General features: G+C 73.8%; 22 protein-coding genes and 1 riboswitch. Of the genes, 17 read left to right on the top strand and 5 right to left on the bottom strand.

Annotated features, from left to right (window positions below):
• The first annotated feature begins 12 nt into the window (after positions 1-12).
• A complete protein-coding gene (locus tag AB0898_RS18725; RefSeq protein WP_366804028.1) occupies positions 13-426 on the top strand; it encodes a VOC family protein in 414 nt (137 codons plus the stop codon).
• A gap of 31 nt (positions 427-457) precedes the next feature.
• On the opposite strand, the gene AB0898_RS18720 is transcribed toward AB0898_RS18725, so the two are convergent.
• The 3 genes from AB0898_RS18720 to AB0898_RS18710 all read right to left on the bottom strand — a co-directional run bounded on the left by AB0898_RS18720 (position 458) and on the right by AB0898_RS18710 (position 3935).
• On the bottom strand, positions 458-1864 hold the full coding sequence (locus AB0898_RS18720) for a hypothetical protein (RefSeq protein WP_366804027.1): 1407 nt from the start codon (positions 1862-1864) through the stop codon (positions 458-460).
• Between the two features lie 202 nt (positions 1865-2066).
• Positions 2067-3200, bottom strand: coding sequence for an alpha/beta fold hydrolase (locus AB0898_RS18715; RefSeq protein ID WP_366804026.1), 1134 nt, complete (start codon positions 3198-3200; stop codon positions 2067-2069).
• 57 nt (positions 3201-3257) lie between these two features.
• Positions 3258-3935: a class II aldolase/adducin family protein gene (locus AB0898_RS18710; protein WP_366804025.1), complete on the bottom strand. Its 678-nt coding sequence runs from the start codon at positions 3933-3935 to the stop codon at positions 3258-3260.
• A 196-nt stretch (positions 3936-4131) separates the two neighbouring features.
• On the opposite strand from AB0898_RS18710, the gene AB0898_RS18705 reads away from it, so the two are divergent.
• From AB0898_RS18705 to cobI, 10 genes are all read left to right on the top strand, one after another.
• Positions 4132-4887 carry a GH25 family lysozyme gene (locus AB0898_RS18705; protein WP_366804024.1) on the top strand — a complete coding sequence of 252 codons (756 nt, stop codon included), beginning with the start codon at positions 4132-4134 and terminating at the stop codon, positions 4885-4887.
• A 154-nt stretch (positions 4888-5041) separates the two neighbouring features.
• On the top strand, positions 5042-6319 hold the full coding sequence (locus AB0898_RS18700; RefSeq protein WP_366804023.1) for an inorganic phosphate transporter: 1278 nt from the start codon (positions 5042-5044) through the stop codon (positions 6317-6319).
• 24 nt (positions 6320-6343) lie between these two features.
• Positions 6344-6571: a hypothetical protein gene (locus AB0898_RS18695; protein WP_366804022.1), complete on the top strand. Its 228-nt coding sequence runs from the start codon at positions 6344-6346 to the stop codon at positions 6569-6571.
• 237 nt (positions 6572-6808) lie between these two features.
• A riboswitch (cobalamin riboswitch) is annotated at positions 6809-6928 on the top strand.
• A 97-nt stretch (positions 6929-7025) separates the two neighbouring features.
• Positions 7026-7967, top strand: coding sequence for a cobalamin biosynthesis protein (locus tag AB0898_RS18690; protein ID WP_366804021.1), 942 nt, complete (start codon positions 7026-7028; stop codon positions 7965-7967).
• A complete protein-coding gene (locus AB0898_RS18685; protein WP_366804020.1) occupies positions 7964-9472 on the top strand; it encodes a cobyric acid synthase in 1509 nt (502 codons plus the stop codon). The genes AB0898_RS18690 and AB0898_RS18685 overlap by 4 nt, the downstream gene beginning before the upstream one ends.
• The gene (gene cobN, locus AB0898_RS18680; RefSeq protein WP_366804019.1) at positions 9469-13116 is read left to right on the top strand and encodes a cobaltochelatase subunit CobN; all 3648 of its coding nucleotides are present in this window, start codon (positions 9469-9471) and stop codon (positions 13114-13116) included. The genes AB0898_RS18685 and cobN overlap by 4 nt, the downstream gene beginning before the upstream one ends.
• Before the next feature lie 169 nt (positions 13117-13285).
• On the top strand, positions 13286-15286 hold the full coding sequence (locus AB0898_RS18675) for a putative cobaltochelatase (RefSeq protein WP_366804018.1): 2001 nt from the start codon (positions 13286-13288) through the stop codon (positions 15284-15286).
• Positions 15286-15885 carry a cob(I)yrinic acid a,c-diamide adenosyltransferase gene (gene cobO / locus AB0898_RS18670; protein ID WP_366804017.1) on the top strand — a complete coding sequence of 200 codons (600 nt, stop codon included), beginning with the start codon at positions 15286-15288 and terminating at the stop codon, positions 15883-15885. The genes AB0898_RS18675 and cobO overlap by 1 nt, the downstream gene beginning before the upstream one ends.
• Positions 15885-17444: a cobyrinate a,c-diamide synthase gene (locus tag AB0898_RS18665; RefSeq protein ID WP_366804092.1), complete on the top strand. Its 1560-nt coding sequence runs from the start codon at positions 15885-15887 to the stop codon at positions 17442-17444. The genes cobO and AB0898_RS18665 overlap by 1 nt, the downstream gene beginning before the upstream one ends.
• Positions 17441-18172: a precorrin-2 C(20)-methyltransferase gene (gene cobI, locus AB0898_RS18660; protein WP_366804016.1), complete on the top strand. Its 732-nt coding sequence runs from the start codon at positions 17441-17443 to the stop codon at positions 18170-18172. Before AB0898_RS18665 ends, cobI begins: the two co-directional genes overlap by 4 nt.
• Before the next feature lie 26 nt (positions 18173-18198).
• Here the strand turns inward: cobI and AB0898_RS18655 are convergent, their stop codons facing one another.
• Positions 18199-18933 (bottom strand): ZIP family metal transporter, encoded by a 735-nt coding sequence (locus AB0898_RS18655; RefSeq protein ID WP_366804015.1) that lies wholly within the window; start codon positions 18931-18933, stop codon positions 18199-18201.
• A gap of 110 nt (positions 18934-19043) precedes the next feature.
• On the opposite strand from AB0898_RS18655, the gene cobM reads away from it, so the two are divergent.
• Genes cobM through cobC form a run of 6 tightly spaced genes read left to right on the top strand, consistent with a single transcriptional unit; the run spans position 19044 to position 25466 of the window.
• On the top strand, positions 19044-19937 hold the full coding sequence (cobM, locus tag AB0898_RS18650; RefSeq protein ID WP_366804014.1) for a precorrin-4 C(11)-methyltransferase: 894 nt from the start codon (positions 19044-19046) through the stop codon (positions 19935-19937).
• Between the two features lie 20 nt (positions 19938-19957).
• Complete coding sequence (gene cbiE / locus AB0898_RS18645) at positions 19958-21196, top strand: precorrin-6y C5,15-methyltransferase (decarboxylating) subunit CbiE (RefSeq protein ID WP_366804091.1); 1239 nt, start codon at positions 19958-19960, stop codon at positions 21194-21196.
• A complete protein-coding gene (gene cobJ / locus AB0898_RS18640; protein WP_366804013.1) occupies positions 21193-22887 on the top strand; it encodes a precorrin-3B C(17)-methyltransferase in 1695 nt (564 codons plus the stop codon). The genes cbiE and cobJ overlap by 4 nt, the downstream gene beginning before the upstream one ends.
• Entirely contained in the window at positions 22884-23471 is a 588-nt protein-coding gene (locus AB0898_RS18635) for a precorrin-8X methylmutase (RefSeq protein WP_366804012.1), read from the top strand. Before cobJ ends, AB0898_RS18635 begins: the two co-directional genes overlap by 4 nt.
• A complete protein-coding gene (locus tag AB0898_RS18630) occupies positions 23468-24412 on the top strand; it encodes a sirohydrochlorin chelatase (RefSeq protein ID WP_366804011.1) in 945 nt (314 codons plus the stop codon). Before AB0898_RS18635 ends, AB0898_RS18630 begins: the two co-directional genes overlap by 4 nt.
• Entirely contained in the window at positions 24402-25466 is a 1065-nt protein-coding gene (gene cobC / locus AB0898_RS18625; protein WP_366804010.1) for an Rv2231c family pyridoxal phosphate-dependent protein CobC, read from the top strand. Before AB0898_RS18630 ends, cobC begins: the two co-directional genes overlap by 11 nt.
• Here the strand turns inward: cobC and AB0898_RS18620 are convergent.
• Positions 25460-26086: an Imm21 family immunity protein gene (locus tag AB0898_RS18620; RefSeq protein WP_366804009.1), complete on the bottom strand. Its 627-nt coding sequence runs from the start codon at positions 26084-26086 to the stop codon at positions 25460-25462. The genes cobC and AB0898_RS18620 overlap by 7 nt on opposite strands.
• Positions 26087-26096: the final 10 nt, after the last annotated feature.

The following is a 26096-nucleotide window of genomic DNA, read 5'->3' as shown; positions in this document are numbered from 1 at the left end:
GGAGTGATCGCCATGGCGGCAACGGACGGCGGACGGCCGAGCGTCTACCCGACGGTGCTCTACGCGGACGCGAAGGCCGCGATCGCGCAGCTGACGGAGGCCCTCGGCTTCACCGAGCTGACGGTGTACGAGTCGGAGGACGGCACGGTGCTCCACGCCGAGCTGGCCCAGGGCAACGGCGCGGTGATGCTCGGCTCCAAGGGGCGCGGCGGCGTCTTCGACTCGGTGATGAAGGACGCCGGGCCCGCGGGGGTGTACATCGTCGTGGACGACGTGGACGCCCACCACCAGCGGGCCGTGGAGCACGGCGTGGAGATCCTGATGCCCCCGACGGACCAGGACTACGGCTCGCGGGACTACATGGCGCGGGACGCCGAGGGCAACGTCTGGAGCTTCGGGACGTACGCCCCGGCGATCGCGCTCTGAGTTCCGGGCCGCCGAGGGGGACGGCGTACGGCTAGCCGCCCGTGTGCACCTGGAAGGCGGCCCGGCGCACGGCCTTGGCGAGGGCGGGGTCGGGGTGCGCGGCGGCGAGGGCGACCAGGACCTGCACGGTGCGGGGGTGGCCGACGGCGCGGACCTCCTCCAGCAGGGCGGGGACGGTGGGCTGCACGGCGGCCTCCAGGTGCCGTACCAGCATCTCCGTCTCGCCGTGGTCGGCGACGGCGGCGGCGGTGTCGACCCAGAGCCAGGTGGCCTCCTCGCGGGTGAGCACCTCGTGCGCGTCCTCGGGGTCCACGCCGTCGTGCTCGGCGAGCCACAGCAGGGCGTACGGCCGCAGCGCGGGCTCCTCGACGACCGCGCGGACGTCGGGCTCGGCGGGGGCGCCGACGACGCGCAGCGCCTCGAAGGCGAGCCCGCGCAGCAGGGCGTCCTCGCCCCGGGCGGCCTCGATGAGCTGGCCGACGGCGCCGCCGACGGGGCGGGCGGCGAGCCAGGCGCGGTACTCGGCGCGGGCCGCGTTGGGGCGCAGCTGGGCACAGCCGCGCAGCATGTCCTCGGCGGACTGCTCGATGTTCCCGGCGGGGCTCTGCGCGGCCACGCAGATCTGCTCCAGCTTGACCCAGACGGCCCAGCTGCCGAGCGGGGTCAGGGTGGCGTGGCCGTCGCCGTGGGTGAGGGCGCCGACCGAGGCCAGCGCCTGGACGGCCCAGTCGAGGAGGGGGGCGAGCGGGGCGTCGGCGGGCCCGTCGTCCGGGGCGGCGAGCGGGGCGGGGACGCCGGGGGCGTAGGAGACCTCGCAGCGCTCGGTGCGCAGTTCGGTGACGCGCTGCTCCAGCAGGTCGAGCAGCTGCTCGACGGGCACGGGTCCGGCGGAGAGCTGGAGGAAGGAGAGCACCTGGGGCATGGCCGAGACGACCTCGGCGACGGCGGCCGGTTCATGGCCCGCCGGTTCGGGGCAGGCGAGCGACCAGGCGTCGAAGAGGGCGACCCAGCCGCGCAGGACGGCGCTGTCGTCGCGGTCCCAGGCGCGCAGGCGCCAGCCGGGGCGGGCGCTGTCGCCGTGCACCTCGACGAGTCCGGCGAGGCGGGCGGTGTCCCAGTCGGCGCGGATCTGACGGGTGGTGAGGCCGAGGTCGGCGGCCGCGCGGGCGGCGGTCGTCTCGGAGAGGGTGGCCTTGCCGTCGGCGGTGGCGGCGTCGCTGCCGGGGCCGAGGGCGGCGTCGGCCCAGCGCGCGACGCGAACCGCGCCGGCCAGGCCGGTGCGTGCCATTCTGGCCAGCTCGGCGGGGGCCGGGGTGCCCTCCGGGGGCCGGGGTGCGGCGCGGCGCGGGCGCCGCTGGTTCACAGCTGTGGGGGCGGCGGCCAGGGGTCGCGGTCGGACGAGTCGGAGCCTGGAGTCGCGCGGGATACGGGACGTCACGGGTGCAGTCTTCCGGTTGACGGTCCGAAAACCCAAACGGGATGTCACGGGCGGCGACGGATAAGGCCAACGCACCAGGTCGCGGGAGCGGCACGGAGTCGGGATCAGGCCATGGGCAGGGGGCGCTCCGCCGGGGACGAAGCGGCACGGAACCGGGGATTCCGGCTCGCTGGGAGGGAGCCGCGCCGACGGGACGCCGGGGTCACATCAGCGGAACCAGGAACCGGCGGAGCCGCTCCTCGTACTCCTCGGGGCCGGCGTTCCACATGGCGGCGTGGGGGGTGCCGGGGACGGTGTGGAGGGACACCAGGTCGGGTCGGCGGTCGGCGAGGCGGCGGGAGTGGAGCCAGGGGGCGACGGTGTCGCCGGGGCCGTGGATGATCAGGGTGGGCGCGGGGACCTCGGGCGGACCGGAGCCGGCCGCTCCGGCGGCGCGCCCGGGGCGCAGTCCGGCTCTGCCCTGGGCGGCGCGTACGGCGAGGGGCAGCAGGGGGCGCGGGAGGTGGCGGGCGCGGGCGAGGGCGCGCAGCGTGGACTCCCAGTCGAGGACGGGCGAGTCGAGGATCAGTCCGGCGACATGGCCGGCCAGCGGGGAGTGCTGGGCGGCGCGCAGCGCCATGGTGGCGCCGGTGGACCAGCCGAGCAGGACGACCCGGTGGGCGCCGTGGCCGACCGCCCAGCGGATCGCGGCGTCCACATCGCGCCACTCGGTCTCACCGAGATGGTTGATGCCGTCGGGCGGGGCGGGGGCTCCGGCGTCGCCCCGGTAGGACAGCGCGAGCACCGGCAGCCGTAGCGCGTGCAGGGCGCGCAGCACGTTCAGGGACTGCTCGCGGGTGGCGCCGAGGCCGTGTACGGCGATCACCCAGGTGTCCCGCTGCCCGGGCACGAACCAGGCGGGCAGCAGGCCGTTCTCGCCGGGCACCTCGACGTCGGCGAAGTCGAGACCCAGGGCGGTGCGGGGGTCCCCGACGTGGACGTTCGGGGTGAGCCGCACCGATTCGCCAGGGGTGAGGGCGCCGTGGGTGACGCGTTCGAGGCGCCGTACGACCGTGTCGGCGGTGTGCTCGGCCGAGTCGAGGACGGGTCCGACGACCGCGTGCGTGCCGTGGCCCGTGATCCCGTACGTCCCCCGGCGCAGCGAGGCCAGATCCCGGGTGAGCGTGATCCGCCCGGCCTGTGTGGCGTGCACGGTGAGCCGGGGCTCGGTCGGCAACGGCCGCCCCGCGGGCGCCTTGAGCGCGGCCCCGCTCGCATACCGCCCCACGGCCAGGGACACGACCCCCGCCGCCACGACGGCACCGACGACGGCAGCGGACACTTTGACTGTACGCACGGCTCCAGTGTCGGGGGGCGGGGCGGGGGCGGCCAGTGGAAACGGTGTCCTGGCCGGTCAGCCCCGCTGCCCGTACCCCTTCAGGCGGTCCGTCGCCTCGGCCAGTTCCGCCTCCGTCAGCAGGGACGGGGTGTGGCCCGGCACGGAGACGGCGGTGAGCCACAGCCGGCACATCCACTCCAGCTGGGCGGTGCGGTCGTAGGCCTGGGCGAGGGTGGTGCCGTAGGTGAGGGCACCGTGGTTGCGCAGGAGGCAGCCGGTGCGGCCGACGAGGGCGGCGAGCGCGTGCGCGGCGAGTTCGGGGGTGCCGTAGGGGGCGTAGGGGGCGACCCGTACGGGGCCGCCGAGGGCGCAGGTCATGTAGTGGACCGGGGGCAGCTCGGTGACCAGGGTGGAGACGGCGGTGGCGTGCACGGCGTGGGTGTGGACGACCGCGCGGGCGTCGGTGGCGCCGTAGACCGCGAGGTGCAGGGGGAGTTCGCTGGTCGGCTTCAGCGTGCCGAGCACCTGGCGGCCGGTCAGGTCGACGCCGGTGATGTCGTCGGGGCCGAGCCGGTCGTAGGGCACGCCCGTGGGGGTGACGAGCACGGTGTCGCCGACGCGCGCGGAGACGTTCCCCGAGGTGCCGACGACCAGCCCCTCGGCGGCCGTCCGCCGCGCGGTGGCGACGACCTCCGCCCACGCCCCGGCCTCCGCCGCGCCGATCCGTCCCGCGTCACCCCGCTGCCGCTCCATGCGCCGATCCTGCCAGCCGGGCGCCCGGGGCGGGCGGTACTCCCGGGACTTCGGGCCCGGCCGTGCCGTACGTCCGATCGAACGAAAATCATGACACAGCACCACAAATCACCCCCCGCGTCCCGCCCCGCACCTTGAATGGGGCCTCCGCCGGCCGACCGGACGACGACGTTTCACCGCCACCCCGGGGGGACGCATGGCCTTCTCCGCACACCGCCGCGCCGGAGTCCTCGCGACGGCCACCGCGGCACTCACCCTCACGCTCACGGGCACCCACGCCACCGCCGCCGAACCGTCGCGCGCCGCCGTCCCGCCCCTCCCCCGGGGCCACGACGTCTCCTCGCACCAAAAGCGCGTGGACTTCGCCCGCGCCCGCGCCAGGGGCGCCCGGTTCGCGTACGTCAAGGCGACCGAGTCGACGACCTACCGCAACCCGTACTTCGCCGGGCAGTACGACGGCGCCCGGCGCGCGGGGCTGGTCCGGGGCGCGTACCACTTCGCCCTCCCGAACCGCTCCTCCGGCGCCCGCCAGGCCGCGTACTTCGTGCGGCACGGCGGAAACTGGCGCGCCGACGGGCGCACGCTGCCGCCCGCGCTCGACATCGAGTACAACCCGTACGACAAGCGCCACAAGTGCTACGGACTGAGCCACCGGCAGATGGTCCGCTGGATCTGGTCCTTCAGCGACGAGGTCCGCCGCGAGACCGGCCGCCGCCCGGTCATCTACACCACCGCCAACTGGTGGAACGCCTGCACGGGGCGCAGCCGCGCCTTCGCCGCGAGCCATGCGCTGTGGGTCGCGGGACACGGTTCCTCAAGTCCCGGGAAACTCCCCGCGGGCTGGCGTTACTGGACGTTCTGGCAGTACGGCGTCAAGGGCCGGCTCCCGGGTGACCAGGATCTCTTCAACGGCTCCGTGAACCGCCTGCGGGCCTTCGCGCTCGGCCGCTGACCCAAGGGGCGCCCGGGCTGTGCGGAACCTGTGATTCCGGACGGAATCCGGACCCCCGTTTCCGACACCGTGATGCCCGGCCGAGTTCACCTTCCGTTCACCCAGGTTGCCTACGTTCATCCAGCCAATGACGCTCGAACGATTGCCTGGGTAAATGGAAAGCTTCTCGCTGATCCTCGCGATTGTGGTGATAACCGCACTCGCGTTCGATTTCACGAACGGTTTCCACGACACCGCCAACGCGATGGCCACGACCATCTCGACCGGTGCGCTCAAGCCCAAGGTCGCGGTGGCCATGTCGGCCGCTCTCAACCTGGTGGGCGCTTTTCTCTCGGTAGAGGTCGCCAACACGATCTCCAAGGGCCTCGTCGACGAGGCCGGCATCCGTCCCGAGGTCATCTTCGCCGCGCTCACCGGCGCGATCCTCTGGAACCTCCTCACCTGGCTGGTCGGCCTCCCCTCCAGCTCCTCGCACGCCCTGATGGGCGGCCTGATCGGCGCCACCGTCGCGTCGGCGGGCTTCGGCGCCGTCCACGGCGACGTGCTGGTCACCAAGGTGCTGCTCCCGGCCGTCGCCGCCCCCCTGGTGGCCGGTCTGGCCACCATGCTCGCCACCCGGCTGTCGTACGGCGTCTCCCGGGACTCCGGCGGCGAGGCCACCCGCAAGGGCTACCGCACGGGCCAGATCGCCTCGGCCGGCCTGGTCTCCCTCGCCCACGGCACCAACGACGCGCAGAAGACGATGGGCATCATCACCCTCGCGCTGATCACCGGCGGTGCCATCGCCCCGGGCTCCAACCCGCCGGTCTGGGTCATCCTCTCCGCGGGCCTGGCCATCGCGGCCGGCACGTACATCGGCGGCTGGCGCATCATCCGCACCATGGGCACCGGCCTCACCGACCTGGAGCCCCGTCAGGGCTTCGCCGCCCAGACCAGCGCCGCAACCGCCATCCTGGCCTCCTCGCACCTCGGCTTCTCCCTGTCCACCACCCATGTCGTCTCCGGCGCGGTGATGGGCGCGGGCCTGGGCCGCAAGGGCGGTGTGGTCCGCTGGTCCACCGCGACCCGGATGTTCGTCGCCTGGGCGCTGACCCTGCCGGCCGCCGCCCTGGTCGGCGCGGGCGCCGAGTCCGTGACGGACCTGGGCGACTGGGGCACCGCCGCCGTCGCCGTCTTCCTGGCCGCCGCGAGCGCCGCCATCTGGAAGATCTCGCGCCGCGAGGTCATCGACCACACCAGCGTCGCCCCGGCCGGCGCGTACGAGGAGCCCGCCGGTGTGATCACCACCGCCATGGCCGCGGTGACCCCGCCCCCCGCGGGCACCGTCACCGAGGCCCTGGGCACCGAGGGTCTGACGGCCACCATCCCGGCCCCGGCCCTGGTCGAACCGGCCACCGCCACCCCCGTCGTCCCGCCCGCCTCCGCGGCCTGACCCGGCATCCGAAGGAGCAACCCCATGCAGATCGACTGGGCGGCCATCGGTTCCGTCTTCGGCGTCAGCCTCGTGGCGAGCGTGGCCCTGGTGGTCCTGTTCACCCTGGGCGTCGGCGGCCTGGCCCGCCGCGAGAAGGCCGCCGCGCGCGGCGAGTCGGCCGCCCTCGCGGTGACCGGCGCGTACGTCTGCTTCGCCGCGTGCGCGGCGGCGGTGGCGTACGGGTTCTATCTGATCGTGGGCAAGGCCTGAGCCCGCGGTCCCTTCCGAGCAGTACGTGTGTGAGGCCCCTCCCGGCACCTTCCGGGCGGGGCCTCGCCGTTTCCCAGGAGCGGTCCTCGCCCTTTCCCGGGGAAGGCCCTCGCCGTTTCCCGGGCCCCCGGCGTACGCCCGGCACGCGGCTGCGGTAGGCCCCGATGTGGGCCCGCCCACACTCTCCTCCCGCAGGTCAAGGGCAGGTTGACGGCCCTTCGGGGCCCGTGGTGGACTTCCGGGGCCATGTACGGCGGCAGAAGAGGAAGCCGGTGCGAATCCGGCGCGGTCCCGCCACTGTCACCGGGGAGTGATCCCCGCGAGCCAGGAACTCCTGCCGCCGGTCTCGTCGAACCAGGGCGTGGACACCCTGAGTGAGGACATACCGCGATGCTCGGCTGCCCGTTGAGTACCCCTCCCAGGACCGCTCCCGCGCCCACGGCCGGCTGAGCCGATGGGTGCCGATCGCAGCTTCGCGTACGGCGCCGCCGCCGGCCTCCTGGGCGACCTGCTCCTCGGCGATCCCCGCCGCCGCCACCCCGTGGCCGCGTTCGGACGCGCCGCCGGGGCCGTCGAGCACGCGCTGTGGCACGACCACCGCGGCTGGGGCGCCCTGCACACGCTGGTGTGCGCCGGGGGCGCCGCCACGGCGGGCGCGCTGGCCGAACGCGCCGTCCGCCGCTCCCCCGCCGCGACCCTCGCGCTGACCGCGGCCGCCACCTGGGCCGTCGTCGGCGGCACCTCGCTGGCCCGGGAGGCGCGCGCCGTCGGCCGCGCCCTGGCCGACGGGGACGTGCCCGCCGCCCGCGCCCGCCTTCCGCACCTGTGCGGCCGCGACCCACAGGCGCTGGACGCCGACGGGATCGCCCGCGCCGTGGTGGAGTCGGTCGCCGAGAACACCTCCGACGCGGTCGTGGGCGCCCTGCTGTGGGGCGCGGTGGCCGGGGTCCCCGGGCTGCTCGGCTTCCGGGCCGTCAACACGCTGGACGCCATGGTGGGCCACAAGTCGCCCCGGCTGCGCCGCTTCGGCTGGGCGTCCGCCCGCCTGGACGACGTCATGGGCTGGCCGGGGGCCCGGCTGACCGCTGCCCTCGCGACGCTGGCCGGACCCGACCCGCGCGGCGCCGTCCGCGCCTGGCGCGCCGACGCCCACCGGCACCCGAGCCCCAACGCGGGACCGGTGGAGGCATCCTTCGCGGGCGCCCTCGGCCTGCGCCTCGGCGGCACGCTGTCCTACGGCGGCCGGATCGAGCACCGGCCCGTGCTCAACGGCTCCGGGCGCCCGGTCCGGGTCACCGACATCGACCGGGCGGTACGGCTCTCCCGCCGCGTCGGTCTGCTCGCGCTCGGCGTGAGCGCCGGGGCGAGCCTGATCCTGAAGGGACGCGGGAAGTGAACGGTGGTCTCCTCGTCGCGGGTACGACCTCCGACGCGGGCAAGAGCGTCGTGACGGCCGGGATCTGCCGCTGGTTGGTGCGCCAGGGCGTGAAGGTGGCGCCCTTCAAGGCGCAGAACATGTCCCTCAACTCCTTCGTCACCCGCGAGGGCGCCGAGATCGGGCGCGCGCAGGCCATGCAGGCCCAGGCGTGCCGCGTCGAGCCGACCGCGCTGATGAATCCCGTGCTGCTCAAGCCCGGTGGCGAGCAGAGCAGCCAAGTGGTGCTGCTGGGAAAGCCGGTGGGCGAGATGAGCGCGCGCGGCTATCACGGCGGGCGCCAACAAAGGTTGCTCGGCACGGTGTTGGACTGTCTTGCCGAGTTGCGGGGCACGTATGACGCGGTGATCTGTGAGGGGGCCGGTTCGCCCGCGGAGATCAATCTGCGGCGCACCGACATCGTGAACATGGGGATCGCGCGCGGCGCGCGGCTGCCCGTCCTCGTCGTCGGCGACATCGACCGCGGCGGCATCTTCGCCTCCTTCTACGGCACGCTCGCGCTGCTCTCCCCCGAGGACCAGGAGCTGGTCGCCGGGTTCCTGGTGAACAAGTTCCGCGGCGATGTCTCCCTGCTGGAACCGGGGTTGGGCATGCTGCGCGGCCTGACGGGACGCGACACCTACGGCGTGCTGCCCTTCCAACACGGCCTCGGCATCGACGAGGAGGACGGACTCCGGGTCTCCCTGCGGGGCACCGTCCGCGAGTCCACCGTCGCCCCGCCGGTCGGCGAGGACGTGCTGCGGGTCGCCGTGTGCGCGGTCCCGCTGATGTCCAACTTCACCGACGTGGACGCGCTGGCCGCCGAACCCGGCGTCATCGTGCGGTTCGTGGACCGCCCCGAGGAACTGGCCGACGCCGACCTGGTGGTGGTGCCGGGCACGCGCGGGACCGTACGGGCGCTGGCCTGGCTGCGCGAGCGGGGTCTCGCCGACGCGCTGGTCCGCCGGGCCGCCGAGGGGCGCCCGGTGCTCGGCATCTGCGGCGGCTTCCAGGTGCTCGGCGAGCGCATCGAGGACGAGGTGGAGTCGCGCGCCGGGACGGTCGAGGGGCTCGGCCTGCTGCCGGTGCGGGTGCGCTTCGCCCGCGAGAAGACCCTCACCCGGCCGGCCGGCGAGGCCCTCGGCGAGCGGGTCGAGGGGTACGAGATCCATCACGGCGTCGCCCAAGTCCTGGGCGGCGAAGCCTTCCTGGGCGGCTGCCGGGCCGGCCAGGTCTGGGGCACCCACTGGCACGGCTCGCTGGAGTCGGACGGCTTCCGGCGCGCCTTCCTGCGCGAGGTCGCCGCCGCCACCGGGCGCCGCTTCGTCCCGGCCCCCGACACCTCCTTCGCCGCGCTGCGCGAGGAGCAGCTCGACCGGCTCGGCGACCTCATCGAACAGCACGCGGACACGGACGCGCTCTGGCGGCTCATCGAGTCGGGCGCGCCACGAGGACTGCCTTTCATCCCCCCGGGAGCGCCCGCATGAGCACAGTGTTGTTGTTGTCGACCGCCGACACCGATCTGCTGGCCGCCCGCGCCAGCGGTGCCGACTACCGGATCGGCAACCCCGTCCGCGTGGACGTCACCGGCGAGCTGCCGGGGCTCCTGGAGGGCGCCGACCTCGCGGTCGTACGGCTCCTGGGCGGCAAGCGCGCCTGGGAGGACGGGCTCGCCGCGCTGAAGGCGTCCGGGGTGCCGACCGTGCTCCTTGGCGGCGAGAGCGTGCCGGACGCCGAGCTGATGGCCGAGTCCTCGGTCCCGGCCGGGGTCGTGGCGGAGGCGCTGCGCTATCTGGTCGAGGGCGGACCGGAGAACCTCCTGGAGCTGTCCCGGTTCCTCTCCGACACCGTGCTGCTGACCGGCGAGGGCTTCGAACTTCCCCGTTCCATGCCGGAGTTCGGGGTGCACGGCTCCTACGCGCTGCGGGACGGCCGCCTGACGGTGGGCGTGCTCTTCTACCGCGCCCATGAACTCAGCGGCAACACCGGCTTCGTGGACACCCTGTGCGAGGCGATCGAGGCGCGTGGCGCCAACGCCCTTCCGGTGTACTGCGGTTCCCTGCGCGGCGCGGACCCGGCGCTGTACGAACTGCTAGGGCGGGCTGACGCCCTGATCGCCACCGTCCTCGCGGCGGGAGGCACGCACGCCTCGTCCGCGTCGGCGGGCGGCGACGAATCGTGGGACATCGGAGCGCTGGCCGACCTCAACGTCCCCGTGCTGCAAGGGTTGTGCCTCACCTCCTCGCGCGCCGCCTGGGACGCCTCCGACGCCGCCCTCTCCCCCATGGACGCGGCGATGCAGGTCGCCATCCCGGAGTTCGACGGCCGCCTGATCACCGTGCCGTTCTCCTTCAAGGAGCAGGGCCCCGACGAGGTCCCGGTCTACGTCGCCGACCCCGAGCGCGCCGCGCGGGTGGCCGGAATCGCCGTACGCCACGCGGCACTTGGGCACAAGCCGAACGCCGAGAAGCGGATCGCGCTCGTCTTCACCGCCTACCCGACCAAGCACTCCCGTGTCGGCAACGCGGTCGGCCTGGACACCCCCGCCTCGGCGGTCCGCGTCCTGGACGCGCTGCGGGACGCCGGGTACGGGGTGAGCGGATACCCGTCCGGGGGCGACGAGTTGATCCACCGGCTCATCGAGGCCGGCGGGCACGATGTGGAGTGGCTGACCGAGGACCAGCTCGCCGCCGCCCCCGCCCGGGTGCCGCTCGCGGACTACCGGGCGTGGTTCGCCACGCTCGAACCGTCGTTGCGTGACGCCATGGTGGAGGCGTGGGGCGAGCCGCCGGGGAACCTGTACGTGGACGGCGACGACATCGTGCTCGCCTCCCTGCGGTTCGGGAACGTCGTCGTGATGATCCAGCCGCCGCGCGGCTTCGGGGAGAACCCGATCGCGATCTACCACGACCCCGACATGCCGCCCTCGCACCACTATCTGGCCGCCTACCGCTGGCTGGAGAACAGCTTCGGCGCGGACGCCGTCGTCCACATGGGCAAGCACGGCACGCTGGAATGGCTGCCGGGCAAGGGACTTGGGCTCTCCGGGGGCTGTGCTCCGGACGCGGTGCTCGGTGAACTCCCGCTGGTCTACCCGTTCATCGTCAACGACCCCGGCGAGGGCACCCAGGCCAAGCGGCGCGGCCACGCCACGGTGGTCGACCATCTGGTCCCGCCGATGGCCCGCGCCGACACCTACGGTGACCTCGCCAAGCTGGAGCAACTCCTCGACGAGTACGCCCTCGTGTCCGACCTGGACCCGACGAAGGCGCCGGCCGTGCGCGCCCAGATCTGGACCCTGGTCAAGGCGGCCGAGCTGCATCACGACCTGCACGTGGACGAGCAGCCGGAGGACGACGACTTCGACTCGTTCGTCATGCACATCGACGGCTATCTGTGCGAGATCAAGGACGTGCAGATCCGCGACGGGCTGCACATCCTCGGCGGCGGCCCGCTCGGCGAGCCGCGCGTGAACCTCGTCCTGGCCGTGCTGCGCGCGTCCCAGGTCTGGGGCGGCCAGGCGAACGCCCTGCCCGGCCTGCGGGCCTCTCTGGCGGCCCATTTCGGGCTGGTGGAGAAGGAGTTGCTCGCCGAGCCGGGGGCGGCGGTGAAGGTGCCGGTGGAGCTGACGGCCCTGGTCGAGGGTCCGGCGCGGACCGGTGCGGACGCGATCGACCTGCTGGAGCAGCTGTGCCGCCGGATCGCGGAGGGGATGGAGGCGCGGGGCTGGGACGGGACGGCCGTGCCGGGGGTCCTCGAAGAAGTGCTGGGCTTTGAACTCGCCGAGGCGTCGGCGGTGTTGGACTTCGCCTGCACGGAGGTCGTGCCCCGGCTGGCGCGCACGAGTGACGAGATCGGGCACATTCTCCGCGCGCTGGACGGCGGTTACGTCCCGGCGGGACCCTCGGGCTCTCCCACCCGCGGTCTGGTCAACGTCCTTCCGACCGGCCGGAACTTCTACTCCGTCGACCCCAAGGCGATTCCTTCCCGGCTGAGTTGGGAGGTCGGGCAGTCGCTGGCGGACTCGCTGGTGCAGCGGTACCTCACCGACACCGGGGGCTACCCGAAGTCCGTCGGCCTCACGGTCTGGGGCACCTCAGCCATGCGCACCCAGGGCGACGACATCGCGGAGATCCTCGCGCTGCTCGGCTGCCGCCCGGTGTGGGACGACGCCTCGCGCCGGGTCACCGGCTTCGAGATCGTGCCGCTCTCGGAGCTGGGGCGCCCGCGCATCGACGTCACCGTCCGCATCTCCGGCTTCTTCCGCGACGCGTTCCCGCACGTGGTCGGGCTGATCGACGACGCGGTCCGGGCGGTGGCCGAGCTGGAGGAGCCGGCCGATGGCAACTACGTGCGGGCGCACGTGGACGAGGACACGGCCGAACACGGTGACCGGCGGCGCGCGACGGCCCGCATCTTCGGCTCCAAGCCGGGGGCGTACGGCGCGGGCCTGCTGCCGCTGATCGACGCGCGGAACTGGCGGTCGGACGCGGACCTCGCCGAGGTGTACGCCGTGTGGGGCGGTTACGCGTACGGGCGTGGGCTCGATGGGCGGGCGGCGCGCGGGGACATGGAGACGGCGTTCCGGCGGATCGCGGTGGCGGCGAAGAACGTCGATACCCGCGAGCACGACCTTGTCGACGCGGACGACTATTTCCAGTACCACGGCGGCATGGTCGCCATGGTGCGGCACCTCACGGGCGACAACCCCGAGGCGTATGTGGGGGATTCGGCGGTGCCGGATCAGGTGAAGACGCGCACGTTGGGTGAGGAGACGCACCGGGTCTTCCGGGCGCGTGTGGTCAACCCGCGCTGGATGGCGGCCATGCGGAGGCACGGGTACAAGGGCGCCTTTGAGATGGCGGCGACCGTGGATTACCTCTTCGGGTACGACGCCACGGCGGGCGTGGTGGACGACTGGATGTACGAGAAGCTCAGCGCGGAGTACGTCTTCGACGCGGAGAACCAGGACTTCATGAAGCGCTCGAATCCCTGGGCATTGCGCGGCATCACTGAGCGGCTGCTGGAGGCGGCGGACCGGGGGTTGTGGGCGGAGCCGGACCAGGAGACCCTGGACCGGCTCCGGGCGACCTACCTCGAACTTGAGGGAGATCTGGAGGGAGACGAGTGATCTCCCTGAGAACCCTCGCCTCTGCGGGGACAACGGCAACTGCGGCCGGAGCTCGCCTTCATCGGGAGGGCCACCCCCGCGTCTGTGGGGAGCAGGTTTCCAGCATGCCGGGCTCACAGATCGGACCCGCATCGTCCTGCTACACGTCATCCGAAGGAGTGATCAGCACGTGAGCGCGCCCTATCCCTTTACCGCCGTCGTCGGACAGGACGACCTGCGGTTGGCTTTGCTGCTGAACGCGGTGTCGCCCCAGGTGGGTGGCGTTCTCGTGCAAGGAGAGAAGGGGACCGCGAAGTCGACCACCGTCCGGGCATTGGCCACGCTGATGCCGGAGGTCGAGGTTGTGCCCGGTTGCCGCTTTTCCTGCGACCCCGCAGCCCCGGACCCGTCATGCCCTGATGGGCCGCATGTGCTGGGCTCCGGAGTGCAGCGCGCCACTGCCCTGGTAGAGCTTCCGGTCGGCGCCTCGGAGGACCGGCTGGTCGGCGCCCTCGATATCGAGCGAGCACTCGCAGAGGGAGTGAAGTCCTTCGAGCCGGGGCTGCTCGCCTCGGCGAACCGGGGGATTCTGTACGTCGACGAGGTCAATCTTCTCCCTGACCATCTCGTCGACGTGCTGTTGGACGCGGCGGCGATGGGCGCCTCGTACGTCGAACGTGAGGGTGTCTCCATCCGACACGCAGCACGCTTCCTTCTCGTCGGGAGCATGAATGCCGAAGAAGGCCAGCTGCGACCCCAACTGCTTGACCGATTCGGGCTGAGCGTGGAGGTCGCCGCCTCGCGGGAGACGGATCAGCGGGTGGAGGTCGTGCGGCGTCGGCTGGCGTACGACGACGATCCGGCCGGGTTCGCGGCGCAGTGGGCCGGCGAGGAGGCCGGCGTACGGCAACGGGTCGTCGCGGCACGTGAGTTGCTGCCCAAGGTGCGGCTCGGGGACGGGGCGCTCAGGCAGATCGCGGCGACGTGTGCCGCGTTCGAGGTGGACGGGATGCGGGCCGACATCGTGATGGCGCGTACCGCGACCGCGCTGGCCGCGTGGGCGGGGCGTACGGATGTGCTCGCGGAGGATGTGCGGCAGGCGGCGCTGCTGGCGCTGCCGCACCGCAGGCGGCGTAATCCCTTTGACGCGCCGGGACTTGACGAGGACAAGCTGGATCAGACCCTGGAGGAGTCCGCAGAGTCATCGGAGCCTTCCGGGGACGACGATCCCGATCCGGACGGGCCCGGTGGGGGCGGCCAGCCCTCTCCCGACGCGGGGCCGCAGGACGGTGACGGAGGTGCCGCCGCTTCCGAGAGCGGGGAGTCCGAGGCGGCCGGTGCTGGTGCGGGCGAGCAGGCTCCCGTACGGGCCGCCGAGCCGTTCCGTACCAAGGCGTTGAACGTGCCCGGGATCGGTGAGGGTGCGGCCGGGCGGCGTTCGCGGGCGCGGACGGAGCATGGGCGGACCACCGGGGCCCGGCGCCCTCAAGGCGCCCTGACCAAGCTGCACTTGGCGGCGACCGTGCAGGCGGCGGCGCCTCATCAGCGGGTGCGGGGGCGTTCCGGTGCGGGGCTTGTGCTGCGGCGGGACGATCTGCGGCAGGCGGTGCGGGAGGGGCGGGAGTCGAATCTCGTGCTGTTCGTGGTGGACGCCTCCGGTTCGATGGCGGCGCGGCAGCGGATGAGCGCGGTGAAGGGTGCCGTGCTGTCGTTGCTGCTCGACGCGTATCAACGGCGGGACAAGGTGGGCCTTGTGACCTTCCGGGGTGCGGCCGCCGAGGTCGCGCTGCCGCCGACCTCGTCCGTGGATGCCGCCGCCGCGCGGCTGGAGTCGCTGCCCACCGGCGGTCGTACGCCACTCGCGGCCGGGCTGCTGCGGGCGCACGAGGTGTTGCGGGTGGAGCGGTTGCGCGATCCGGCGCGGCGGGCGCTGCTCGTAGTCGTGACGGACGGGCGGGCGACGGGTGGTCCGGAGCCGGTGGCCCTGGCCGGGCGGGCGGCGCGGCTGTTCGCGGCCGAGGGGGTCGCGTCGGTGGTCGTGGACTGCGAGTCGGGCCCGGTGCGGTTGGGGCTCGCGGGGCGTCTCGCGGGTGAACTGGGCGGTACGGCGGTGACGTTGGACGAGCTGCGGGCGGACTCCATCGCCGGGCTCGTGCGGGATGTTCGGGGTATGCCGAGGAGGGCCGCGTAGTGCCGCAGGGACAGCCGAGTGTCGTACCGGACGACGGGATGACGACGCGTCAGCGGCGTAACCGGCCGCTGGTCGTCGTGCACACGGGCATCGGGAAGGGCAAGTCGACGGCCGCGTTCGGGCTGGCGTTGCGGGCCTGGAATCAGGGGTGGCCGATCGGGGTGTTCCAGTTCGTCAAGTCGGCGAAGTGGAAGGTCGGCGAGGAGAACGCGCTGCGGGTGCTGGGTGCTTCCGGGCAGGGCGGGTCCGTGGACTGGCACAAGATGGGCGAGGGCTGGTCCTGGGTGCAGCGGGACGCGCAGCTCGACAACGAGGAGAAGGCGCGGGAGGGGTGGGCGCAGGTCAAGCGGGATCTGGCCGCCGAGACGTACCGGCTGTACGTGCTGGACGAGTTCGCGTACCCGATGCACTGGGGGTGGGTGGACACGGAGGAGGTCGTCGAGGTGCTGCGGGGCCGGCCGGGCAACCAGCACGTGGTGATCACCGGGCGTAACGCGCCTGCTCCGCTGGTGGAGTTCGCGGATCTGGTGACCGACATGTCCAAGGTCAAGCATCCGATGGACGCGGGGCAGAAGGGGCAGAGGGGCATCGAGTGGTGATGTCCGTACCCCGGCTGGTCATCGCGGCGCCGTCCTCCGGCAGTGGGAAGACCACGGTCGCCACGGGGCTGATGGCCGCGTTCGCCGCGCGCGGGCTTGCCGTGTCTCCGCACAAGGTGGGGCCGGACTATATCGACCCCGGGTATCACGCGCTTGCCACCGGGCGGGTGGGGCGGAATCTCGACGCGTACCTGTGTGGGGCGGAGTTGGTGGCTCCGCTGTTTCTGCATGGGGCGCGGGGGTGTGATGTCGCCGTTGTCGAGGGGGTGATGGGGCTTTTCGACGGGGCGGCCGGGCAGGGGGAGCTTGCGTCCACCGCGCAGGTGGCGAAGTTGTTGCGGGCGCCGGTGGTTTTGGTGGTCGACGCGTCTTCGCAGTCGCGGTCGGTTGCCGCGCTGGTGCATGGGTTCGTCTCCTGGGACACGGGGGTGCGGATCGGGGGCGTGATCCTCAACAAGGTCGGGTCGGACCGGCATGAGGAGTTGTTGCGGGAGGCGCTGGAGTCTGTGGGGGTGCCGGTGTTGGGGGTGTTGCGGCGGGGGGCCGCCGTGGAGACGCCTTCTCGGCATCTTGGGCTGGTGCCGGTCGCCGAGCGGGGTGCTGCCGCGGTGTCGGCGGTGGGGGCGATGGCGGCTTGGGTTGCCGAGGGGTGCGATCTTGATGCGCTGATGGCGCTGGCTCGGGGGGCCGGGGCGTTGTCCGGTGCGGCCTGGTGTGCGGCTGAGGTCACAGAATTGCCCACCCACGACCACCCGTCTCGGTTGGTTGAAAAGGGGACGTCCGGTGCGGACGGGTCGGCTGAGAACAGCGCGGGCGGTCCGACTCGCCCGGCCGGGCAGGCGGCGGTCGGGTCGTCTCGGTCGGCTGACCTGGGTGCGGCCGGATCGTCTCGGTTGGCTGACCCCGGCACCGTGGGGTCCCCTTCGGCAGTCGAGAAGCGGGCCTCCTGCAAGACCCGCCCCCGTATCGCCGTCGCCGGTGGAGCCGCTTTCTCCTTTTCCTACGCCGAGCACACCGAGTTGCTGGCCGCCGCCGGGGCGGAGGTCGTCACGTTCGACCCGTTGCGGGACGAGGAACTGCCCGAGGGGTGCGCGGGGTTGGTGATCGGGGGCGGGTTTCCCGAGGTGTACGCGGGCGAGTTGTCGGCCAACGAGCGGCTGCGGAAGTCCGTCGCGGAGTTCGCGGAGCGCGGGGCGCCCATTGCCGCCGAGTGTGCCGGACTGCTGTATCTGTGCCGGGAGTTGGACGGGGCGCCGATGTGCGGGGTGCTGGACGCGGCCGCGCGGATGGGGGAGCGGCTGACGCTGGGGTACCGGGACGCGGTGGCCGTGGGAGACAGTTCGCTGGCTGCGGCCGGGACGCGGATGCGGGGGCACGAGTTTCATCGCACCGTCGTCGAGCCCGGGGCGGGGGCCGCGCCCGCCTGGGGGGTGCTCTCGCCCGCCCGGAGGGTCGAGGGCTTCGTACAGCGGGGCGTGCACGCGAGTTATCTGCACACCCACTGGGCGGCCGAGCCGTCGGTGGCCCGTCGGTTCACGGAGAGGTGCCGTACGTCATGAGCAGCAGGCTGATCGGGGTCGGGGTGGGTCCGGGCGACCCGGAACTGGTGACGGTGAAGGGGGTCAACGCGCTGCGGGCCGCCGATGTGGTCGTCGTACCGGTGATGGACACCGGGGAGCGGGGGCGCGCCGAGGCGACGGTGCTGCACTACGTGGACGCCGCGAAGGTGGTCCGGGTGGTGTTCGCGCTGAACGAGCGGACCGACCGGGCGCGCCGGGAGGCGGCGTGGGACGCGGCGGGCGCGCGGGTCGCCGGGCTGCTCCGGAAGCACGGGTGCGTGGCGTTCGCGACCATCGGCGACCCCAATGTGTACTCGACGTACACCTACCTCGCGCAGACCGTCGCCCAGCTGGTGCCGGGGGTCGTGGTGGAGACGGTGCCGGGGATCACCGCGATGCAGGATCTGGCGGCGCGGTCGGGTGCCGTGCTGACGGAGGGCACCGAGCCGCTGACCCTCGTACCGGTGACGGCGGGCGAGTCCGCGCTGAAGGAGGCGCTGGCCGGTCCCGGCACGGTGGTGGCGTACAAGTTCGGGCGCCGGGCCGCCGAGGTGGCCGAGGCGCTGCGGGAGTCGGGGCGGCTCGACGACGCGGTGTGGGGCTCGGCCCTCGGTCTGCCGGAGGAGTCGATACGCCCGGCCGCCGAGCTGGACGGCGCCGCGCTGCCGTATCTGTCGACCCTGATCGCGCCGCCGCGCCGGGACGGCGGCAGGGGCGGGAAGTTGTGAGGCGGCCGCACACGGCGGCGGCGGTCTCAGCCGCCCGACAGACCCACCACCAGCCAGATGAACGCCGCTCCCGCCACCGTGCACAGCAGGGTCGAGCGCGCGGGGTGGTCGTGGTGGGCCTCCGGGAGGATCTCCGCGGCGGCGAGGTAGAGCAGGGCGCCGCTGAAGAGGCCGAGATAGCCGCCGAGCAGGGGCTCGGGGATGTGCACGAAGACCGTGGAGAGGGCGCCCAGTATGGGGGCGCAGGCGTCGGCGACGAGCATGGCGACGGCGCGGCGGCGGGCGTTGCCGTAGAGGCTCGTGATGGTGAAGGTGTTGAAGCCGTCGGCGAAGTCGTGCGCGATGACGGCGAGGGCGACGGAGAGGCCCATGCCGCCGCCGACCTGGAAGGCCGCGCCGATCGCCACGCCGTCCATGACGCTGTGGCCGACCATCGCGGCGGCGGCCGTGAGGCCGACCTCGGGGGCCCGGTGATGGTCGTGCTCCTCCCCGCCGTGCGCGGCCTGGCGTCCGGCGAGGAGACGTTCCACCAGATGGGCCAGCAGGAAGCCGCCGACGAAGAGCAGCAGGGCGGCGGGTACGCCGAAGACCTCGCGGCCGGCCGCGTGCAGCGCCTCCGGCAGCAGGTCGAGGCCGACCACGCCCAGCATCAGGCCGCCCGCCAGGCCCAGCACCAGGTGGCGACGGTCGGTCACACGCTGTGCCGTCCAGCCGCCGGCCAGCGTCATCAAAAACGCGCCGAGCGCGACGAGGACCGCCATAACGACCTTCGTATCCGATGAAGGGGCTTCCGCGCACATCCGACGCCTGTGAAACCCCTACAGACCCTGACATTTCCCTCACTTCTTTTCGTACGAGAGGACCTCTCCCCATGGCCGAGCCGCAGACCGACCGCGTGGCCGGGTCGCCGACGGGCCGGCCGGCCGAGCGCCGCGCCGAGTCCCCGGCCGGCACCTCCCCCGCCGGCAGGGTGACCTTCGTCGGTGCCGGGCCCGGTGCCGCCGATCTGCTGACCTTCCGGGCCGCCCGCGCCATCGCCGAGGCGGACGTGGTGATCTGGGCGGCGAGCCTGGTCCGGGCGGAGGTCCTGGAGCACGCGCGCGCGGACGCGGAGATCCTGGACTCGGCCGCGCTGTCCCTGGAGGACGTGGTGGCCGTCTACCGGCGCGCCCTGGCCGAGGGGCTGAAGGTGGCCCGCGTCCATTCGGGTGATCCGTCGCTGTGGGGCGGCACCCAGGAGCAGCTGGACCGGTGCGCGGAGATCGGGATCGAGACGGAGATCGTGCCGGGGGTGTCGTCGTTCTCGGCGGTGGCCGCGCTCGCGGGGCGCGAGCTGACGATCCCCGAGGTGGCGCAGTCAGTGATCCTGACCCGGCTGGGCGGCGGCAAGACGCCGATGCCACCGGGCGAGGAGATACGGGAGTTCGCCCGGCACGGTACGACCATGGCGGTGTTCCTGTCGGCGGCGCGCAGCGGTCAGCTGGTGCGCGAGCTGCTGGAGGGCGGTTATCCGACGACCACACCGGTGGTGGTCGCCCATCAGGTGACCTGGCCGGAGGAGCTGGTGGTGCGCTGCACGATCGGCACGCTGGAGGAGACGGTCAAGGAGCACCGGCTGTGGAAGCACACGCTGTTCCTGATCGGTCCGGCCCTGGAGGCCCACGGCACCCGCTCGCACCTCTACCACCCCGGTCACTTCCACGGCTTCCGCAAGGCGGACCCTCAGGCGCGGCGGGCGCTGCGCGAGCGGGGGGCGAGCAGTTGACGACGGATGCGGGCACACCGCTGATCACCGTCGTCGGCACCGGCACCGGCGCCCCCCTCTCCGCCGACGTCCTCGCCAAGGCCGCCCTGGTCGTCGGCGGCCAACGCCACCTGGACGCCGCCGGCCTCCCCGAGGACGTACGCCGCATCGCGCTCGGCCCCCTCTCCCCCGCCCTCGACGCGATCGCCGAGACCCTGGCCAAGGACCTCCCGGTGGTCGTGCTGGCCTCCGGCGACCCCGGGTTCTTCGGGATCGTGCGGGTGCTGGCCGAGCGGTTCGGCGCGGAGCGCCTTGACGTGCGGCCCGGGGTGTCCTCGGTGGCCGGGGCGTTCGCGCGGCTCGGGCTGACCTGGGACGACGCGGTGGTGGTGAGCGCGCACGGACGTGATCCGCGTACGGCGGTGCAGCTGTGCCGGGCGTATCCGAAGGTGGCCGTGCTGACCGGGCCGGGGTCGGGTCCCGCCGAGCTGGGCGCCCGCCTGGCCGGCAGTGGCCGGACGCTGGTCGTGGTGAGCGCGCTCGGTGAGCCGGAGGACGAGCGGGTGGAGCGGGTGACGCCCGCCGAGGCCGCCCGGCGGGACTGGGGCACGGCGGTGAACGTCGTGCTGTGCCTGGACGAGTCCCGGGCGCCCCGGGGTCCGCGCACGATGGCGGGTCCGGCCCCGGGACCCGGCCGCTGGGCCCTGGAGGAGGACGCGTTCGCACACCGGGACTCGATGATCACCAAGTTCGAGGTACGGGCGCTGGCGCTGGCCCGGCTGGGTCCGCGCCCCGGTGACCTGGTGTGGGACGTGGGCGCGGGGTCGGGCTCGGTGGCGGTGGAGTGCGCGCGCCTGGGCGCGGCCGTGGTCGCGGTGGAGAAGACCGAGGACGGCTGCGCGCGGGTCCGCGCCAACGCGCGCGCCCATGACGTGGACGTGTCCGTGGTGCACGGTACGGCGCCCGGCGCGCTGGCCGGTCTGGACGACGACCCCGACGCCGTGTTCGTCGGCGGCGGGGGGCGTGAGCTGGGCGCGGTGGTCGAGGCGTGTGCCCGGCGGGCGCGGCGCACGGTGGTGGTCGCGATGGCCGCGCTGGACCGGGTGCCCGAGGCCCGCGCGGCCCTCGCGCGGGCCGGGTTCGGCTGTGACGGCGTGCTGTTGCAGTCCTCGCGGCTGGCACCCCTGCCGGGTGACGTGACCCGGCTCGCGGCCACCAACCCCGTTTTCCTGCTGTGGGGCGAGCGCGCCCCGCGGCCGAACGAAGGAGCAGTTCAGTGATCGGCCTGATTTCCGCCACCTCGGCGGGGGCGGCGGCGCGGGACCGCCTTGCGGCGGCGTGGCCGGACCGTACCCGGGTGTACGAGGGCCCGGTGGGGGACGCGGTACGGGCCGCGTTCGCGGAGTGCGAGCAGCTCGTGTGCTTCCTGGCGACGGGTGCGGTGGTACGGCTCGTCGCGCCGCTGCTCGGGGACAAGGCGGCCGATCCGGGTGTGGTGTGCGTGGACGAGGGCGGCCGGTTCGCGGTGTCGCTGCTCGGCGGGCACGCGGGGGGCGCCAATGAACTCGCCGGTGAAGTAGGTGGGTTGCTGGGTGCGGAGCCGGTGGTGACGACCGCGACGGACGCGGTGGGCGTGGCCGGGCTCGACACGCTCGGCCTGCCCGTCGAGGGTGCGGTCGCGGCGGTGTCGCGGGCCCTGCTGGACGGTGAACCGGTGTCTCTGGAAGCCGAGTTGGCGTGGCCGCTGCCTCCGCTGCCGGTCTCGGAAGGCGGGGCGTACACGGTACGGCTCACCGACCGCGCGCTCGAACCGGGCCCGCGCGAGGTGCTGTTGCGGCCGCCGTCGCTGGTGGTCGGGGTGGGGGCCTCGCGGGGCGCTCCCGTGGACGAGGTGCTGGAGCTGATCGGGTCGGCGCTCGCCGAGGCGGGGCTCTCGGCGCGGTCGGTGGCCGAACTCGCCACGGTGGACGCCAAGTCGGAGGAGCCGGGGCTCGTGGGCGCCGCCGAGCGGCTGGGCGTGCCGCTGATCATCCACCCGGCCTCGGAGTTGGCGTCCGTCGTCGTACCGAACCCGTCCGACGCGCCCCTCGCTGCGGTCGGCACACCGTCCGTGGCGGAGGCGGCGGCGCTGCTCGGTGGGGGTGAACTCCTCGTACCCAAGCGGAAGTCGGCGGGCCGTCCGGCGATGGCGACCTGTGCCGTCGTACGGCGTCCCGCGCGCGGGCGGCTCGCGGTGGTGGGGCTCGGGCCGGGCGCCCGGGACCTGGTCACGCCGCGCGCGGTGGCCGAACTGCGGCGCGCCTCGGTGCTGGTGGGGCTCGACCAGTACGTGGACCAGATCCGGGATCTGCTGCGTCCGGGCACGCGGGTGCTGGAGTCGGGGCTCGGCGCGGAGGAGGAGCGGGCGCGTACGGCCGTCGCGGAGGCCCGCGCGGGGCACGCGGTGGCGCTGATCGGCAGCGGGGACGCGGGGGTGTACGCGATGGCGTCGCCGGCGCTCGCGGAGGCGTCCGACGACATCGACGTGGTGGGCGTGCCGGGGGTGACGGCGGCGCTTGCGGCCGGGGCGCTGCTGGGCGCGCCGCTGGGCCACGACCATGTGTCGATCAGCCTGTCCGACCTGCACACGCCGTGGGAGGTCATCGAGCGGCGGGTGCGCGCGGCGGCCGAGTCGGACCTCGTGGTGACGTTCTACAACCCGCGCTCGCGCGGCCGTGACTGGCAACTCCCCAAGGCGCTGGCGGCGTTGGCCGAGCACCGGGCGCCGACGACACCGGTCGGGGTGGTCCGCAACGCCTCCCGTCCCGACGAGTCGAGCCGGGTGACCACGCTGGCCGCCCTGGACCCGGCGTCGGTGGACATGATGACCGTGGTGACCGTGGGCAACACCGCCACCCGGGAGATCGCCGGGCGCATGGTGACCCCGCGCGGCTACCGCTGGCAGGCGAGCACCGAGGAGGGTGCCCGGTGAACCGTGTGGTCCATCCCATCGAGCAGGAGTCCTTCCGGCGGCTGCGCGCCCGCCTGGACACCTCCGGACTCCCGTTGCTGACCCGGGCGGTGGTGGAGCGGGTGATCCACTCCGCCGCCGATCTCGACTACGCGAGCGATCTGGTCCTGGCCGAGGCCGACCTCGTACGCGGGCATGCCGCACTGCACGCGGGGGCGCCCGTCGTGGTGGACGTGGAGATGGTCGCGGCGGGGATCACCCGGCGCGAGACCGTCTGCCGCCTGAAGGACGCCAAGTCCGGCCCGGGGCTCACCCGTTCGGCGCATGCCGTGCGGCTCGCGTACGAGGAGGTCGGGCCGGGCGCCCTGTGGGTGATCGGCTGTGCGCCGACCGCCCTGGAGGAGCTGCTGACCCTGGACGCCGACCCGGCGCTCGTCATCGGTCTGCCCGTCGGCTTCGTCGGCGCGGCCGAGTCCAAGGAGGCGCTGCGCGCGAGCGGGCTGCCCGCCGTGAGCAACGTCTCCGAGAAGGGCGGTTCGGCGGTGGCCGCCGCCGCGCTCAACGCCCTGCTGTACCAACCGATTTCCCCCGAGGAGAAACAGTGACCACCCAGCCGCCCGCCCTGCTCGTCGCCGGACACGGCACCCGGGACGAGGCCGGAGCCGAGGCCTTCCGCGACTTCGTACGGGAGTTGGGCCGCCGGCGCCCCGAACTGCCCGTCGCCGGCGGCTTCATCGAGCTGTCCCCGCCCCCGCTCGGCGAGGCCGTCGCCGAACTGGTCGAGCGGGGCGTGCGGAAGTTCGCGGCCGTACCGCTGATGCTGGTCTCCGCCGGGCACGCCAAGGGCGACATCCCCGCCGCGCTGGCCCGCGAGAAGGAACGGCACCCGGGCCTCTCGTACACCTACGGCCGTCCCCTCGGCCCGCACCCGGCCCTGCTGCGCGTGCTGGAACGGCGCCTGGACGACACGCTCGCGGGCACCGACCGCGGTGACGTGACCGTGCTGCTCGTGGGGCGCGGCTCGACCGACCCGGATGCCAACGCCGAGGTGTGCAAGGCGGCGCGGCTGCTGTGGGAGGGGCGCGGATTCGCCGCCGTGGAGACGGCGTTCGTGTCGCTCGCGGCGCCGGACGTGCCGAGCGGGCTCGACCGGTGTGCCCGGCTGGGGGCGCGGCGGATCGTCGTCCTGCCGTACTTCCTGTTCACCGGCATCCTCCCGGACCGGGTACGCCGCCAGACCGGGGAGTGGGCCGCCGCGCACCCGGAGACCGAGGTGCGCTCGGCCGACGTCATCGGGCCGGAGCCGGAGCTGCTCGACCTGGTGCTGGAGCGGTACGAGGAGGCGGTGCGCGGGGATCTGCGGATGAACTGCGACTCCTGCGTGTACCGGATCGCGCTGCCGGGGTTCGAGGACAAGGTGGGGCTGCCGCAGCAGCCGCACTTCCATCCGGACGACGACGGACACAATGGGTCCGACGGACATGGTCACGGGCACGGACATGGGCATCACCACCATGGTGGACACACCCACAGCCATGCGCACTGAGGAGGACGGGGGCGGTCCGGACCTGCGGCACCACGGTGACGCCGAGGTCCGCGACGACGGGGCGGCCCTGGTCGACCTCGCGGTCAACGTCCGCGCGGGGACGCCCCCGTCCTGGCTCCGCGAGGAGATCGCCGCGTCGCTGTCCTCCCTCGCGGCCTACCCGGACGGGCGGGCCGCGCGGGCGGCCGTCGCCGCGCGGCACGGGCTGCCGGTGGAGCGGGTGCTGCTGACGGCAGGGGCGGCGGAGGCGTTCGTCCTGCTGGCGCGGGCGCTGAAGGTACGGCGCCCGGTGGTCGTGCACCCCCAGTTCACCGAGCCGGAGGCGGCGCTGCGGGACGCGGGGCACACCGTGGACCGGGTGCTGCTGCGCGAGCGGGACGGCTTCCGGCTGGACCCGGCGCTCGTCCCCGAGGACGCGGACCTGGTGGTCGTCGGCAACCCCACCAACCCGACGTCCGTCCTGCACCCGGCGTCCACGCTGCTGCGGCTCGCCCGGCCGGGGCGGACCCTCGTCGTGGACGAGGCGTTCATGGACGCGGTGCCGGGTGAACGGGAGTCGCTGGCCGGGCGGTGCGATGTGCCCGGGCTCGTGGTGCTGCGGAGCCTCACCAAGACGTGGGGGCTCGCGGGGCTGCGGATCGGCTATGTGCTCGCGGATCCGGAGGTCGTCTCGCGGCTGGAGCGCGCCCAGCCCTTGTGGGCGGTGTCCACACCGGCGCTGGTGGCGGCGCGGGCGTGCGTCTCGCCCCGTGCTGTCGCCGAGGCGGAGGCGGCCGCGCGGCAGATCGCCGTGGACCGGGAGTTCCTGGCCAGGGGGCTGGCGGAACGGGGCGTACAGGTCGCCGGTCCCGCCGAGGGCCCCTTCGTCCTGGCCCGGATTCCCGGCGCGGCCGAAGTACGGTCACGGCTGCGGGACTTGGGCTACGCGGTCCGCCGGGGCGACACCTTCCCCGGTCTCGGGCCGGAGTGGATACGGGTGGCGGTACGCGACGCGGCCACGACGACGGGGTTCCTGACCGCGCTCGGGACCGCTCTGGGCCGAGCCGCCTACTGAGCGGCGGCGAAGGCACCCGCATCGGCCGCCCCGGGCAGCAACTGGACCAGGCCGACCCAGGTCCCCCCGGCCGCCTCGGTGTGGGTGGCGCGCACCCGCCGGCGGCCGGCCGGCAGCGGGACCGGCGCCTGGGCGGGTACCCCGCCGCCGGGGTACCCGGTGCCCGGTTCGGAACCCGGTCGGGAGCCCGGTTCGGCGGAGTCCATGAGCACGGCCGGGCCGTCCGACACCCAGGTGCCGCACTCCTCCCACCGGGTGGCCGGGACCGCGAGCACGGTCTCGGCAGCGGCCCTCAGCCCGGCCTCCGAGTCGGCGGCCAGCCAGCGCAGAAAGGCTCGGTGTTCGGGCAGATAACAGCTGGTGGCCGGCTCGTCCGCCAGCACCAGCGCCTGCGCGCCGGCCTCGCCGACGGCGATCACACCGGCCAGGCCGTCCACCGCGCAGGCCCGGTCGTAGTCGTCCGGAGCGGTGGCGTCTCCCGCCATGGCCCCGGTCTCCGTACATCCCTGCCATGCGGCCAGCGCGGAGACGGGGACGACGATCAGCGGCCCGCCCATGGACTCCACCCAGACGGGGGCGGTACGGGGGCCATCGGCGGTGGTGGACGAAGCGGCGCTCATGCCGTCAGTG

It is taken from the genome of Streptomyces sp. NPDC005435 (assembly GCF_040703155.1).
Taxonomy (GTDB): Bacteria; Actinomycetota; Actinomycetes; order Streptomycetales; family Streptomycetaceae; genus Streptomyces.
The sequence above is the reverse complement of the archived record's forward strand: the minus strand, read 5'-3'. Positions and strand labels throughout refer to the sequence as shown.

Coding starts and splice junctions, on each gene's coding strand:
- AB0898_RS18710 (WP_366804025.1), bottom strand. CDS start 3,935: ATGGAGCGGCAGCGGGGTGACGCGGGACGGATCGGCGCGGCGGAGGCC.
- AB0898_RS18695 (WP_366804022.1), top strand. CDS start 6,344: ATGCAGATCGACTGGGCGGCCATCGGTTCCGTCTTCGGCGTCAGCCTC.
- AB0898_RS18690 (WP_366804021.1), top strand. CDS start 7,026: ATGGGTGCCGATCGCAGCTTCGCGTACGGCGCCGCCGCCGGCCTCCTG.
- cobN (WP_366804019.1), top strand. CDS start 9,469: ATGAGCACAGTGTTGTTGTTGTCGACCGCCGACACCGATCTGCTGGCC.
- AB0898_RS18725 (WP_366804028.1), top strand. CDS start 13: ATGGCGGCAACGGACGGCGGACGGCCGAGCGTCTACCCGACGGTGCTC.
- AB0898_RS18705 (WP_366804024.1), top strand. CDS start 4,132: ATGGCCTTCTCCGCACACCGCCGCGCCGGAGTCCTCGCGACGGCCACC.
- cobC (WP_366804010.1), top strand. CDS start 24,402: ATGCGCACTGAGGAGGACGGGGGCGGTCCGGACCTGCGGCACCACGGT.
- cobI (WP_366804016.1), top strand. CDS start 17,441: ATGAGCAGCAGGCTGATCGGGGTCGGGGTGGGTCCGGGCGACCCGGAA.
- AB0898_RS18655 (WP_366804015.1), bottom strand. CDS start 18,933: ATGGCGGTCCTCGTCGCGCTCGGCGCGTTTTTGATGACGCTGGCCGGC.
- cobM (WP_366804014.1), top strand. CDS start 19,044: ATGGCCGAGCCGCAGACCGACCGCGTGGCCGGGTCGCCGACGGGCCGG.
- AB0898_RS18700 (WP_366804023.1), top strand. CDS start 5,042: ATGGAAAGCTTCTCGCTGATCCTCGCGATTGTGGTGATAACCGCACTC.
- AB0898_RS18665 (WP_366804092.1), top strand. CDS start 15,885: ATGTCCGTACCCCGGCTGGTCATCGCGGCGCCGTCCTCCGGCAGTGGG.
- AB0898_RS18620 (WP_366804009.1), bottom strand. CDS start 26,086: ATGAGCGCCGCTTCGTCCACCACCGCCGATGGCCCCCGTACCGCCCCC.